15 protein-coding genes are annotated in these 13,518 nt (G+C 65.7%); 8 read left to right on the forward strand and 7 right to left on the reverse strand.

All coding sequences use genetic code 11. The annotated features are described in order from the left end of the window. Positions 1–214: 214 nt before the first annotated feature. The 8 genes from ASD55_RS09175 to ASD55_RS18425 all read left to right on the forward strand — a co-directional run bounded on the left by ASD55_RS09175 (position 215) and on the right by ASD55_RS18425 (position 6,051). A complete protein-coding gene (locus tag ASD55_RS09175; RefSeq protein ID WP_056765581.1) occupies positions 215–1,132 on the forward strand; it encodes an NADP-dependent oxidoreductase in 918 nt (305 codons plus the stop codon). A 434-nt stretch (positions 1,133–1,566) separates the two neighbouring features. After that, the gene (locus tag ASD55_RS09180) at positions 1,567–2,508 is read left to right on the forward strand and encodes a helix-turn-helix domain-containing protein (protein ID WP_056765584.1); all 942 of its coding nucleotides are present in this window, start codon (positions 1,567–1,569) and stop codon (positions 2,506–2,508) included. 28 nt (positions 2,509–2,536) lie between these two features. Then, positions 2,537–3,058, forward strand: coding sequence for an OsmC family protein (locus tag ASD55_RS09185; protein WP_157598935.1), 522 nt, complete (start codon positions 2,537–2,539; stop codon positions 3,056–3,058). A gap of 3 nt (positions 3,059–3,061) precedes the next feature. Next, on the forward strand, positions 3,062–3,691 hold the full coding sequence (locus ASD55_RS09190; protein WP_056765586.1) for a glutathione S-transferase: 630 nt from the start codon (positions 3,062–3,064) through the stop codon (positions 3,689–3,691). A 94-nt stretch (positions 3,692–3,785) separates the two neighbouring features. Then, entirely contained in the window at positions 3,786–4,835 is a 1,050-nt protein-coding gene (locus tag ASD55_RS09195) for a DUF1993 domain-containing protein (protein WP_056765587.1), read from the forward strand. A gap of 208 nt (positions 4,836–5,043) precedes the next feature. Beyond that, a complete protein-coding gene (locus tag ASD55_RS09200; RefSeq protein WP_056765589.1) occupies positions 5,044–5,427 on the forward strand; it encodes a hypothetical protein in 384 nt (127 codons plus the stop codon). 23 nt (positions 5,428–5,450) lie between these two features. Then, positions 5,451–5,795 (forward strand): DNA-binding protein, encoded by a 345-nt coding sequence (locus ASD55_RS09205; protein WP_056765591.1) that lies wholly within the window; start codon positions 5,451–5,453, stop codon positions 5,793–5,795. 28 nt (positions 5,796–5,823) lie between these two features. After that, positions 5,824–6,051 (forward strand): hypothetical protein, encoded by a 228-nt coding sequence (locus tag ASD55_RS18425; protein ID WP_157598938.1) that lies wholly within the window; start codon positions 5,824–5,826, stop codon positions 6,049–6,051. A 282-nt stretch (positions 6,052–6,333) separates the two neighbouring features. On the opposite strand, the gene kynU is transcribed toward ASD55_RS18425, so the two are convergent. From kynU to ASD55_RS09240, 7 genes are all read right to left on the reverse strand, one after another. Beyond that, on the reverse strand, positions 6,334–7,611 hold the full coding sequence (kynU, locus tag ASD55_RS09210) for a kynureninase (protein ID WP_056765593.1): 1,278 nt from the start codon (positions 7,609–7,611) through the stop codon (positions 6,334–6,336). A 124-nt stretch (positions 7,612–7,735) separates the two neighbouring features. Beyond that, a complete protein-coding gene (locus tag ASD55_RS09215; RefSeq protein ID WP_056765597.1) occupies positions 7,736–8,254 on the reverse strand; it encodes a hypothetical protein in 519 nt (172 codons plus the stop codon). Continuing rightward, on the reverse strand, positions 8,251–9,285 hold the full coding sequence (locus ASD55_RS09220) for an amidohydrolase family protein (protein WP_056765598.1): 1,035 nt from the start codon (positions 9,283–9,285) through the stop codon (positions 8,251–8,253). The genes ASD55_RS09215 and ASD55_RS09220 overlap by 4 nt, the downstream gene beginning before the upstream one ends. 66 nt (positions 9,286–9,351) lie before the next feature. After that, positions 9,352–11,433 (reverse strand): FUSC family protein, encoded by a 2,082-nt coding sequence (locus tag ASD55_RS09225; RefSeq protein WP_056765599.1) that lies wholly within the window; start codon positions 11,431–11,433, stop codon positions 9,352–9,354. 72 nt (positions 11,434–11,505) lie between these two features. Next, positions 11,506–11,859 carry a hypothetical protein gene (locus ASD55_RS09230; RefSeq protein WP_056765600.1) on the reverse strand — a complete coding sequence of 118 codons (354 nt, stop codon included), beginning with the start codon at positions 11,857–11,859 and terminating at the stop codon, positions 11,506–11,508. A gap of 8 nt (positions 11,860–11,867) precedes the next feature. After that, entirely contained in the window at positions 11,868–12,431 is a 564-nt protein-coding gene (gene yeiP, locus ASD55_RS09235) for an elongation factor P-like protein YeiP (RefSeq protein WP_056713934.1), read from the reverse strand. A gap of 150 nt (positions 12,432–12,581) precedes the next feature. After that, positions 12,582–13,349, reverse strand: coding sequence for an SDR family NAD(P)-dependent oxidoreductase (locus ASD55_RS09240; RefSeq protein ID WP_056765601.1), 768 nt, complete (start codon positions 13,347–13,349; stop codon positions 12,582–12,584). Positions 13,350–13,518 lie beyond the last annotated feature (169 nt).

Below are 13,518 nucleotides of genomic sequence, written 5' to 3' on the forward strand. Positions count from 1 at the left end.
CCTCGCTTCGAGCGCATCCCCTTCGTTTTGCATCGTGGATGCTGCGACAAGGTCACTGCCGAAGAGGACGTAGGCGTTGATGGTGCGGTAACGCGCCTGGGTGCACCCTCCTTCCGAACGTGGCGGAAGACTGTTCGCTCAACCTCATGCGGGTATCCGGCGTTCCCCCTCAACGTTTCCATCAATAGAGACAAATGACCGAAGAGGCATTCAAATGAAAGCGATCGTGGTGACAGATCAGGCTGCGGGAACGGCCGGGATGAAACTGGTGGATTGGCCCGAGCCGCAGGCGGCGATAAACGACGTCGTCGTCGAGATCCATGCATCGGGTTTCGTCGGGACCGAACTGACGTGGCCCTCGACCTGGGCCGATCGCCGAGACCGCGACCGGACGCCGACGATTCCCGGGCATGAATTGGCCGGTGTGGTCACTGCCCTCGGCTATGGCACGGCGGGTCTGTCGGTGGGACAGCGGGTGTTCGGCCTCGCCGACTGGCACCGCGACGGCACCCTGGCGGAATACGTGGCCATGGAGGCACGCAACCTTGCACCGCTGCCGGGCGACGTCGACTTCACGGTGGGCGCCAGCCTGCCGATTTCAGGCCTGACCGCGTGGCAGGGACTGTTCGAGCACGGTCGTCTTCGGGCTGGGCAGAGCGTCATTGCGCACGGCGCGGCCGGCGCCGTCGGATCGATGGTGACGCAGCTCGCACGTGAAGCGGGCGCCTACGTCATTGGCACCGGACGCGCCGCCGACCGTCAGAAGGCTCTCGACTTCGGTGCGAACGAATTTGTCGACCTCGAAAACGACACCCTGGAAGACGTCGGCGGAGTCGATCTGGTGTTCGATGTCATTGGCGGCGACATCCAGAAGCGGTCGGCGGGGCTGATTCGAGCCGGAGGAATTCTGGTGACCATCGTCGGACCGGCCGAGGCGCGGCCCACCGATGGCCTGGCAGTTGACTTCGTTGTCGAGGCCGATCGTGCCCAATTGAATGAGATCGTCCAGCGCGTGCGGGATGGGAGATTGCGGATGAACATTGGCAACATCGCGAGCCTCGACGATGCCGTGATCGCTTTCAATCCGACCCAGCGGGTCAGCGGGAAAACAATCATCCGCGTTCGTCCGTGAGGACTCAGGCTCCATGTAGAGGAGACGCCGGCGTCGATCATGAAACACCGATCACGCTGAGCGTAGCTTGCTTGAGCAAGCGAAGTCGGAGCGCGTCCGCCGCGCGTGCCCTTCGACTTCGGCGCTGCGCGCCTACGCTCAGGGAGATCGGGTTGGAGGGGTGGATATTCGGCATCAAGCCCATCATCCAGGAGTGAGCCATGCGCAACATCAAACATGGCCTGGCGGTGCACTTGGGAGCATCCTCTTTCCTGGCATGGCACAGGTGTCGCCTCGCGCCTTGGTTGGCGGCAGCCCGGGTAACTCGATGAAACCCACAGCATGATGGCGCTCTCATGAGAAGCTCCGATTTCGACCAATTGTTCAGACGGGATCCCGCTGTACCGGCTTCGGCCCGCCCACCAGCAGGGCTGGCGGAACGGATCCTCGATTCCATGGATGTCAGCGTCGAGGCCTTCGCCATATGCCGGATCGCCCGGGATGCAGCGCTCATCATCCCGGCCATTTCCGACCTGAAGATCATGTACGTGCTCAACGGCACCATGCATCTGTCTGTCGACGGCAACGAGTCACTGGTCTCCCCGGCGGGCAGTATCGTCCTGCTGCCCAAGAACCTGGGGCGCACACTGATGGGCCAGGAACCCGTCAAGCGGACGTACAGCGCCCAGGACGTCATCCGCATGGGGATACACAACCTCATGTATGTCGATGCTTTCGCTGGAGAAGAACATGACATCCGCGTGCTGTGCGGCCGGATCAAGATCGGCTTTGCCAGCGATTTCGATGCGTTCGACGGCCTCGTCCAGCCGATAAGCGCCAAGCCCGAAAATGATGCCTTTGTGAGAAGCGCATTCCAGACCATGCTCGACGAGAGCAGGTTCCGCACCGCCGGCTCCCAGGCTCTGGCGAACACCCTGATGAAGGCATGCCTGGTCGAGTTGCTGCGTCACGATCTCGACCGATTGCACCACCCGGGCAACTCGCCGTCGATCCTCCTGAAGCCCGGCGTGGGCCGGTCCGTCATCGCGATCTTCTCGCAACCGTCGGCGACGCACAGCGTGGCCTCGTTGGCCAGAATCGCCTGCATGAGTCGGTCCGCTTTCGCGAAGGCCTTCGTGGAAACTACCGGCGCGACACCGATCGAGTTCGTGACCCGTGCGCGCCTTGCCAAGGCCCGTGATCTGATTGTGGCAACGGAGGGGTCCATCGCATCGATCGCGACGGCCGTGGGTTTCGCCAGCCGCAGTCATTTCAGTTCGCGATTCCGCCAGCGCTACGGCGAAGATCCCACGGCATATCGCAAGCGAACCCGGCAAGACGCGGACCCGACCTCCAGTGAACCTCCGACCCCGCTCGCTGGCGATTGTCCGCCGTGACTCGCCCCGACTATTTTCGCTGGCTGCAGTGGGCCAGCCTTCGCCACATATCGAGGTGTGCATGAGCAGACATCCAGTAATCATCGAAGATACGGGGCTCGGTTTGTTTCAGGTGGAAGTGCGCGCCCAGGGAACGTCGTTTCTTTCCGACGAACCGATTTCCTCGGGCGGCATGGCTTCCGGCCCGGGGCCGTTCGACCTGCTCAGTGCCGCGCTCGGCGCCTGCACGGTCATGACCGTGAAGCTCTATGCCCGGCACAAGTCGATCGCCGTGTCCCACGTGCAGGTCATGATCACGCACCAGCGCGATCCCGAATCGCGACGCGATGTGTTCGAACGCTCGATTTTCATCGACGCAGCGGTAACCGAAGACGAGATGAAACAGCTGCTCGCCGCGGCGGATCGCTGCCCGGTGAGCCGGACGTTGGGCGCAGGCGCGGACATCGTCTCGATCCACAGTCAGACGGCGATCGCCACCGGTCGACGCGCCAGGGACGAGACTCACATGTGCGCCATGGAACAGGCCTGCGACGAACTAGCCACCGGCTGACCCATGCTCATTGTCCACCATCTAAGCCATTCGAGATCCCAGCGCATCCTCTGGCTTCTGGAAGAACTCGATGTGCCTTACGAGATCAGGTTCTACGAGCGCGAAGGCAGGAGTCATCTGGCTCCGGAGGCATTGAAGGCGATCCATCCACTGGGGAAGTCCCCGGTGATCACCGACGACGGCCGCGCCGTGGCCGAGTCGGGCGCGATCGTCGATTACATCGTCCGCCGTCACGGCGAAGGCAGACTCGCGCCGCCGCCGGACAGCTGGCTCTACGACCAGTATGTGCAGTGGCTCCACTACGCCGAAGGGTCGGCAGTACTACCCCTGATCATGAAAGGTTATGTCTCGTACCTGGGCAACATGTGGCGCCCGCTCAAGCAGCACGTCGACATCGAGCTGGATACCCATTTGCGCTACATCGACCAGAGCCTGGAGGAACGCGACTATCTCGTGGGAAACGCGTTCTCCGCCGCAGACGTGCAGATGAGTTTCATCGGTGAACTGGCGGCGATCCGCACCGACAGGAGCCGGTTCCCGAACCTCGAAGCATGGGTCCGCCGGTTTCAGCGCCGGCCGGCGTACCAGGCCGCCATCCGGCGCGGGGGGCCGTACGACCTTGGAAGCGGATGATCGACACGCGGCGCCTCCGTTTCTCTTGAACAGCAACCCATGACGCCCTGGCCCGCGACCCGAACGTTCCGGCCATCCAACAGGAGGACTTCCAATGCCCGCCAACATGTACGACTACACGATTCCCGCGCTGTTGCGAGGGCTTGGGGTCCTGCGATCGTATCTGGACAAGATGCAGGCGGCGGTGGACGCCGGGCAGTTCACCGGCGAAGCACTGCTTCAGGCGCGCCTGGCGGACGACATGCTGCCGCTCGGTCGTCAGTTCCAGATCGCCTGCGACAATGCCAAGAACGGTCCGGCCCGGTTGACTGGCCAGGAAGCGCCCTGGTTTGCCGACAACGAACAGACGATAGGGGAATACCGCCACCGGGTCGAAAAGACGATCGCGTTCTTGCGGGCGTTGACGCCTGAGGCCTTCGACGGCAGTGACGCGCGCATGATCGACCAGTCGTATCGGCGCGCGGGCGTCGCCATGGCCGGGGAAGACTATTTGCGCGCCTTGCTGCTGCCCAACTTCTACTTCCATCTGGCCGTCGCACACTCGATCTTGCGCCACCAAGGCATCCGGCTGGGCAAGAGCGATTATCTCGGCGCGTTGCCCGGCTCCCAAGCGCTGGCTTCCCCTGGGAATGCCCATCCGGTCCGATTCCTGACCCGGGCCGAAAGCCTCGAATGGCTCGCGGGACGCGGCCTGCGGGAAACGCCGGCGACTTACGAACCCGGCAACAGCCATTTCCAGTTCGATCTGCGGCCGCTACCCATAAGGCTGTCCGGACTGATCGGTTCGCTGCTGGAGGATCTCGGCGAATTCGAGGGCGGACTGTTGCTGTTGAGCGACTGGATCTGGGACGACGAATACGAAGGTGATCCAACGGCGCTGTACCGCGAAGCGCAGAAAGAAGTTCGCCCATTGAACGAAGCGCCCGGGTTGATTCTGGACAAATCGAACCGCCAGGACGCGGTGGCGCTGCTGACCCTGCTCGTGGAGCGCAAGTGGACCGGCCAATTCCATTTCGCGTCCGGCGCAACGACCTTGCGGATTGTCGAAGGCGACCGTGTGGAGGTTTACACCGCCAATCCGGAAGCGGAACGACTCGTGCAATATCGGCTCGCCGTTTCGGGCGGCGACGTACTGCCTGTCTGAAGAGCGTACGCCTCGATGCATTCCAGCGCTGTCTCCCATCGATACGTTGTTTGAAAGCAGCCATTCGCCGACAAGCTTGCGAGGAACTCCCAAGCAGGCGCAGGCTGCAAAGGGATGGAACCTTGCGATACATGGCCCGCCGCCACCGGCGCCTGCAACGGAGAGGCAGGTTCGGGCCGCCCATCAACATGCCAATCGGAACCCGACCATGAATCAGCCCACTCACGAGAGCCTCGACGAAGCCTTCGTTGCGCACCAGCGCGAGCGGTTGCTCAAGCTGCGGGCACAGCTCATCGCCGGCGGAGACGCCGCCGGTGCCGAGGAAGACACCTTGCAGATGGCTGCCGGTGACGAGCCCCAGGATGCCGTCGACGATGGCAACCGCCTCGAGCAGCAGGCCAACAACGAGGCGCTGCTGGCGCACGATCTGGAGCGGATCGCGGCCATCGATCGGGCGCTGGAGAAAATGCGCCAGCATACGTATGGCCTGTCTGACGGCAATGGAGAACCCATCGGTCGTGCGCATCTGGAAGCCGTTCCCGAGGCGATCTTCACCGTGGATGAGCTCAATGCAAAGGCGCGCCAAAGGTGAAGGGCCGACATGAGCATTCCGGGGTGACTCCGGCTGCCGTTGCCGAGGCAGCAGACATGCTGCTCGCCGCTGGCGAACGCCCGAGCCCCGACCGTGTACGGGCGTTGGTCGGCACGGGCTCGCATGACGTCATCGCCGGATTTCTGGACGTCTGGTGGGAGGACCTGGGGCGGCGCATCATCGCCCCAGCGGCCGATCCCTGGACGCCACCGCCGGAGGTCCAGCAAATCGCCGCGATGCTTTGGATACGGGCCACCGCGCACGCACGCGCCATGCTGGCTACTTCCCATGAGGAAGAACGCGAACGTTTGCTCGAAACGATTGCCCGGCTCGAAGCGAGGTTGCAGGATGCGTCTTCCGGCAACTAGCGATGAACCATCCGTCGAGACCTGCAGCATGGCCAGGAAACGCGTGGCAGTGACAGCCGATATAGCCGATCCGATCATTCGGCTCCACAAAGGGCCGGAGGTGATTTTCGATGAAGATTTCTCGGATCGCCTCGAAGGCATGCCTCCGCATCAGCGCAAGAAGTGGCTTGCAGACCGATCGATTTCGCTGCTGGATGAATACGACGACGGCGCGTTTGATACCAACGGTGAACTCGATCCCTGGGAGCCCGACTAGGGAGATGTGCCAGAGCGCCCAAACACACGACGCAGCGCATCACCACGATGCCTGTTTGATCCGAACAACATAGCTGTCCGCTGAAAGTGGCCTGCGCGGGTGTCCGGCTATGCAGAAAGCCGCAGCGTTCACAGTCCGCGGAAGAATTGCGTCCCTGGCATGACGAGGCCGCCACAGCTCGGGAGTCACCCTTGCCTCACTATCGATAACGAGCCCTGATCGCCCGGCCCCATGTCCGCTTCGGGTGGCAAGCGAGCATGGGCGATGAATGTGTCAGATCGGTCAGCCTTGACTCCACGCCCGCACCGCCTCCGCAAACGCCAGGCAATCCGCAAACCGGTTGTACAGCGGCGCGGGGGAGATGCGGATGACGTCGGGTTCGCGCCAGTCGCCGATGATGCCGTTGGCCATCAGGTATTCGAACAGGGCGCGGCCGCGCTCGCGGCCGCCGATCACGCGGATCGACAGTTGGGCGCCGCGGCGGGCGGGAGCGGCGGGCGTCACCACCTGCAGCACGTTACCGAGCCGGGTTTGCACCAGCCATTCGAGATAGCCGGTGAGCTGTAGGGATTTCTCGCGCAGCATGGCCATGCCGGCGCGGCGGAAGATATGCAGCGATACGCGCAGCGGGGCCAACGCGAGGATCGGCGGGTTGGAGAGCTGCCAGCCGTCGGCGCCCGCGGTGGGCTGGAACTCGGGGCCCATCTGGAAACGGGTGGTCTTGTCGTGGCCCCACCAGCCGGCGAAGCGCGGCAGCACGGCGGTGGCGTGGCGTTCGTGCACGAAGGCGCCGCCGACGGCGCCGGGGCCGCTGTTGAGGTATTTGTAGCTGCACCAGATCGCGAAGTCGGCGCCGCTGTCGTGCAGTTGCAGCGGCAGATTGCCGACGGCGTGGGCGAGGTCGAAGCCGACGGTGCAGCCGTGGCGGTGGCCGAGTTCGGTGATGGCCTTGAGGTCGAACGCCTGGCCGGTGCGGTATTGCACGCCGGGCAGCATCACTAGGGCGATGCGCGAGCCGTGTTCGGCCAGCGCGCGCTCGATCGCGGCGAGCGAGGTGGTGCCGTTGGCTTCGTCGGGCTGCAGTTCGATCAGCGCGGTGGCCGGGTCGAAGCCGTGGAAACGGATCTGCGATTCCACCGCGTAACGGTCGGTGGGAAACGCGCCGCCCTCGATCAGGATCGCCGGGCGCTCGGCGGTGGGGCGGTAGAAGCTGACCATCATCAGGTGCAGGTTCACGCCCAGGGTGTTCATCGCCACCACTTCGACGGGTAGCGCACCGACCACGGCAGCGAGGTCGTCGCGCACGAACTCGTGGTAGTCCATCCACGGCAGGCGGCCCTTGAAGTGGCCTTCGACACCGAGTTCGCCCCAGTAGTCCAGTTCCGCGTTGACCGCCTCGCGCACCGCGCGCGGCTGCAGGCCGAGCGAGTTGCCGCAGAAGTACACGCTTTCGTGGCCTTCGTGCGGCGGGATCAGGAATTCGTCGCGGAACGCGCGCAGCGGATCGGCGGCGTCGCGGGCGTTGGCCCAGTCGTGGGTGGCTTCGAACGTGACGGACATCGGGATTCTCTTGGAGTCGGAGCCTCCGGCTGTTTTCAGGGGAGGTCGAGCGTGTGGGGAAGATCAAAAGCGAACCCCACCCCGGCCCTCCCCTGCGTGCAGGGGAGGGAGTCAAGCGGCGGGTCTACTTCAGCTGTTCGGCGAGGGCGGCGCAACCCTTGTCGAAATCGGCTTTCCAGGCGGCGCCGGCCTGGGTTTCGCTGGGGCGCATGCAGCGCAGCTGGATGGCGTGGCCGTTCTTGAACCAGTAATGCTCGGTGTAGCTGAAGGCGGTGCCGTTTTCCTGCGCGGTGTAGATGTTGCTGTTGGGACCGGGCGGCGTGTCGGCGACCTTGTAACCGGGCAGCGCCATCGCCTTGGCGGTGGCTTCGCTGCGGTACTGGTTGAAGCTGTTGACGTCGGCGACCTGCTTCACCGTGACGGTGACGCGGGCGAGGCTGTTCTTGCCGGTGGGCGAGGGGTCGGGCACCTGGAACACGTGGGCTTCGGGGTCGCCCTGGGTTTCCATGATGCCCAGCCAGCTGTCGGGCGTGCTGAAGGTGACGGTGCCGTCGGCCATGCTGACGTCGGTGGCGTGCACGCCCGTGGCGAGCAGGGTGGCGGCGAACGCGATGGCGAGGGTGGTGCTGCGCAGGAGGTTCATGCGGATGCCTTCGAAAGGGAATCGGGAGCGAAGCGATGGAGAGGCAGGCCCAGCCATTCCAGCGCGGTGCCGTGGAACAGCCTCGCGCGGTCGGTGTCGTCCAGGCCCAGCGCCTCGATGCCGCTGCCGGGTTCCTGCTCCCCCAGCGGGAAAGGATAGTCGGTGCCCAGCATCACCTGGTGTGCACCGGTCACATCCAGCAGGTAACGCAGCGCCTGATCGTCGTGCACGCAGGAGTCGAAGTAGAAGCGCTTGAGGTATTCGCGGGGGTTGCGCGGGTTGTCGGTGGCGACCAGGTCCGGGCGCATCTTGAAGCCGTGCTCGATGCGGCCGATGGTCGAGGGGAAGCTGCCGCCGCCGTGGGCCAGCATCACGCGCAGTTTCGGCAGGCGCTCCAGCACGCCGCCGAAGGCCAGGCAGCAGGCGGCGCGCGATTGCTCGGCCGGCATGCCGACCAGCCACGGCATCCAGTATTTGGGCATGCTGGCCATGCCCATCATGTCCCACGGGTGCACCAGGATCGCCGCGCCGAGGTCGGCGGCGGCCTCGAAGAAGGGAAACAGCTCGGGCGCGTCCAGGTTCCAGTCGCCACAGTGCGAGCCGATCTGCACGCCTTGCAGGCCCAGCTCGTCGATGCAGCGCTCCAGTTCGCGGATGGCCAGGTCCGGGGCCTGCAGCGGCACCGTGCCGATGCCGGCGTAATGGCGCGGGTAGTCACGGCACAGCCCGGCCATGTGGTTGTTCAGATGGCGATGCAGTTCCAGTGCCTGGTGGCCTGGTGCCCAGTACGAGAACAGCACCGGCACGGTGGAGATTACCTGCACGTCGACGCCGAAGCGGGCGTAGTCGTCGATGCGGGTCTGCGGGTCGAAGGCCGAGTCCCAGACTTCCCGGAAGAAGCGGCTGTCCTTGTAGATGCGGTGTCGCCCGTCGGTATGGGTCATCACCGGAAAGCGGTCGTCGCCGTACTTGGCGGCCAGGTTCGGCCAGTCGCGGGGCAGGATGTGCGCGTGGGTATCGATCTTGAGCATCCGCGCAGTGTAAAACCTCTGCGCCGCGGCGTCGCGCCGCAGTGCGGAGGCGTGTGGCGGGATGGTTTACGGAGCCGGCACGCTGTCGGAGCGGTTGCGGTTCATCACGTGGGCCAGGGTGTTGATGTTGTCCACCAGGCGGTCGCTGATCCGCGCCAGCAGATCGGCGGCGACGCGGTCGTCGCTTTCCGGTACCGAACCGACCAGGGCGCGCTGCATGGCGCGCAGGTCGGGCAAGGCATCGGCCGCACGCTGTTCGCGCAGTGCGCTGGCGAGAATTTGCAGGCTGCCGGCGGCCTGTTCGACGAAGCGGCCCAGGGCCGCCTGGTCCAGGGCGGAGAGATCGTCGAGGGTGGCCTCCAGCGTCATCGCGGTGCGCGCCAGCCGGTTGCCGTTGGCGAACAGCGCGCGTGCCAGCGCCAGCAGTTCGGGCGGCGTGGCCGGTTCGGTGCGCATGCGGTCGATCGAGGCCTGCGCGTTGGTGCGGGCGGTGCGCGCCGCGGTGCGCGTGTCGCGATGGGCGGCAGTCTGCGCGGGTTGCGCCAACGCGTGCAGGTAGCTGGCGTAGGCATCCAGCATCACCGCCAGCGCAGCACGGGCGCGACCGCGCTCCCAGGTCGGCCACGCCACGTAGGCGAGCAAGGCCATGCCGCAACCCAGGGCGGTGTTGATCACCCGGTCCGACACCGCCAGGCCGGGATTGACTCCCTCGAACGACAGCAGGATCACCACGGTGCCGGTCAGCGTCGCCACCGCGATGCCGTAGTGGGCGCCGGCGAGATAGCGGAAGGCCATGCACAGCACCGCCATCAGGGCCAGGTGCGCCCACGGTTCGTCGGGCGTGATGTGCAGCAGCACCGTGGTCAGCACCAGGCCCAACACGGTGCCGAGCACGCGCAGCAGGCCGAAATTGAAAGTGGCGGCGAAGTCGGGCCGCAGCACGATCGCCGCGGTCATCGGCAGCCAGTAGCCGTGCGGCAGCTGCAGCAGGCGCGAGACCCACAAGGCGACGCTGAGGCAGACCGCCATGCGCACGGCATGCCGGAACGCCACCGAGCGCGGGGTGAGGCTGGCGCGCAAGGTGGCCAGGGCGGAGCTGCTGCGCAGGGCCGTCGGCAGGCGGGTTTCCGCCGCGCTGGCACGCAGCTCGCCGCGGCTGCCAGCCCAGTCGGCATTGCGCACGGCGGCGGCCAGCTGGCCGGCCAGCGCATGGATGTGCGCGGCCAGTCCGTCGAGCGTGCCGCCGCCATCGAGCAGCGCATGCTCGCTGGCGCGCAAGGTCTGCAGTGCACGAGCGGCCTGCTCGGGTGACTCGCCCTGTTCCAGCGCGCTGGCAATGGCCGCCAGCACCCGCGCGGCGTCGTCGCGGAACAGGCCGTGGATCGCCGGGTTGGCATGCAACTCGATCATCGCGGTGAGTTCCAGCCGGATCCGCTCGGCCAGTTCCAGCAGCACGCCGAAGGCCTCCATCGCCCGGCCATGCGCGCGGTGGCGACCCAGCAGGGTCTGCTGCAGCGTGGTCATCGCCTCGGTCAGCGCCGGCACCTCGGCATCGTCGTGGTTCTGTTGCCGGGCCAGCGCGGCAAGTCCGCTGTAGACATTGGCCAGTGCCAGACGCTCCGGCCAGTAGCGCTGCAGCGGCCATGCGGCCAGCGAAAACGAGGTCAGCAGCAGGCCACCGGCGAAGATCAGGGCGGCGCCGCCAAAGGCGTGCTCCAGCGAGGTCGGTGTGGAGGCGGTGATCACCAGCAGGATCATGCTGGTCATGCCGACCCGCGCGGTATCGGTGCCGAACACCACCAGCAACCCGCCAAAAAAGCCGCAGGCGGCCGTGGCGATCAGGATGGGCAACAGCTGGCCGCCGATCAGGAAGCCGACCAGCGCGGCGAGCCCGGCCGCCAGCGACGCCAGCAAGAGCTGGCGCATGCGCTGGCGATACGGTCCCGGCTGGTCGGAGAACATCGTGTCCAGCGCACCGGCGGCCACGCCCAGGCCGATCTGCGGATAGCCGGTGGCCATGCCCACGGCCAGCGGCAGCACCACCGCCGCGGTATTGCGCACCACCACCCGCCACGGCACGTCCGGCCGCTTGATGACGGTCAGACTTTCGATCGCATGGGCGCGTAGCGAATAACCGCTGGGGGGCATGGATATCGGGTCGCGGTGACGTCGGAAGGTTGATTCTGCACTACGCGGGCGCAGGTCGTGGCGGGCAGCCGCTCAGTCGTCCGTGCCGGCGTCCGCCGGCATGCCGTCTTCGTCGAAAGCGCCCAGCCGCTCGCTGATGCGTGGATCGTTGCGGTAGCGTTTGCGCAGTGTCTTGAGCTCGCGCGGCAATGCGTTGCAGCGCAGCTCGTCCATCCGGCGATTGACCTCGACATCGCGCGCGGAGCCATCACCGCCGAACTCGCCTGCGAAATGCAGGCAGTTTTCGCTGCGTTCGATGAACTTCGTCACCGGCCGGGGCCAGTCCGCGTTGCCGGCACTGGCGGGCAACGCGGAAGCCACCTGGATGACCAGCGCGGCGAACAGCAGGGCAAGCCTGCTGCCTGGCCCGCGCCGGTTCGTCTGCATCAGCGGACTCAGGCGCGCCCGGCGAACTCGCCGGTGAGCGTGTTCACCCATACCTTCTCGTCGTTGCTGATGTACTCGGGCACCTGCACCTCGATGCCGGTGTTGAGCTTCGCCGGCTTGTTGCGCTTGGTGGCGCTGGAGCCCTTCATTTCCGGGGCCGTGTCGACCACGGTCAGCACGATGCTGGTGGGCACCTGCAGGCCGACCGGCGCGTCGTCGATCACCTGCACGTAATAGCCTTCGGTGTCCTCGACGATGTAGCCGGCGTTGTCGCCGACCAGTTCGGGCGAGAGCAGGTACTGGGTGTAATCCTCCGCGTCCATGAAGACGAACGCGTCGCCATCCATGTACGAGAAGTTCGCCGCGCGGCGAACCAGGTCCATCTCGCGCAACTCGTCATCGGCACGCAGGCTGAGATCGAACTTGCGTGCGCCGGGGATCGAATACAGGGTGAAGCGGAAGGTGACGTTGCCGCCACGCGCGCTGGGCGAGCTGCGCTCGATGTCACGCACCTGGTAGACGGTGCCGTCGTGCTCGACCACGTTGCCTTTCTTGACGTCGGAAGCTTTCATGGGTTTGGGGCCGGGAATAGGGAATGGAGAATAGGGAATGGGAGAAGCGGAGTACGGCGGGAGATGGGACGGGCGGGGAAGCGGCTTTTTCCTATTCCCCATTCCCCATTCCCCATTCCCCATTCCCGATTCCCGATTCCCGGGCGGAGGCTACTTCGCTGCCAAGCGCACTGCGCCATCGAGCCGGATCGTCTCGCCATTGATATAGCGATTGCCCAGAATGAAGGCGACGGTGCTGGCGTATTCGTTCGGTTGGCCCAGGCGCGAGGGGAACGGGATCGAGGCGGACAGCGACTGCTGCACGGACTCGGGCATGCCGTCGACCATCGGGGTCCAGAAGATGCCCGGGGCGATCGTCGCCACGCGGATGCCGAAGCGGGCCAGTTCGCGCGCCATCGGCAGGGTCATGCCGACCACGCCGCCCTTCGATGCCGAGTAGGCGGCCTGGCCGATCTGGCCTTCGTAGGCGGCGACGGAAGCGGTGTTGATGATCACGCCGCGTTCACCGTCCTCGCCCGCCTCGTTGTTCTGCATCAGCGCGGCGCCGGCCTTGGCCACGTTGAAGCTGCCGACCAGGTTCACCATCACCGTGCCGGAGAACGTGGCCAGAGGCATCGCGCCTTCCTTGCCCAGCACGCGGCCCGCGCCTAGGATGCCGGCGCAGTTGATCACCACGTTGAGCCCGCCCATCGCGTGGTGCGCGGCGGCGACGTTGGTGGCCACGCCATCCTCGGAGGTGACGTCGGTGCGGAAGAAGCGGGCGGCGTCACCCAGTTCCTTCGCGGCGGCCTGGCCCTTGTCCTCGTTGACGTCGAACAGCGCGACCTGGCCGCCATGGGCCACGAAATGTTGCGCTACCGCATGGCCGAGGCCGGAAGCCCCGCCGGTGATGATTGCCTTGACCTGATCGAGCTGCATGGGGAATCCTTGCTACCAGTGCCGAAAAACCGCCATGGTAGCCGACCGGCGCCTGCGACTGCAGGCTGAACGCAAAACCTGTCGTGGCAGGGGATTCACGCGGCGTTGGGGTGATCCCGGCCATGTTGGCGTCGAGCCTCGGGTCGGGTCGATTGGTATCGGGCGTTCG

The sequence above is a fragment of the Rhodanobacter sp. Root561 genome (assembly GCF_001427365.1).
In the GTDB taxonomy this organism is placed as follows: Bacteria; Pseudomonadota; Gammaproteobacteria; order Xanthomonadales; family Rhodanobacteraceae; genus Rhodanobacter.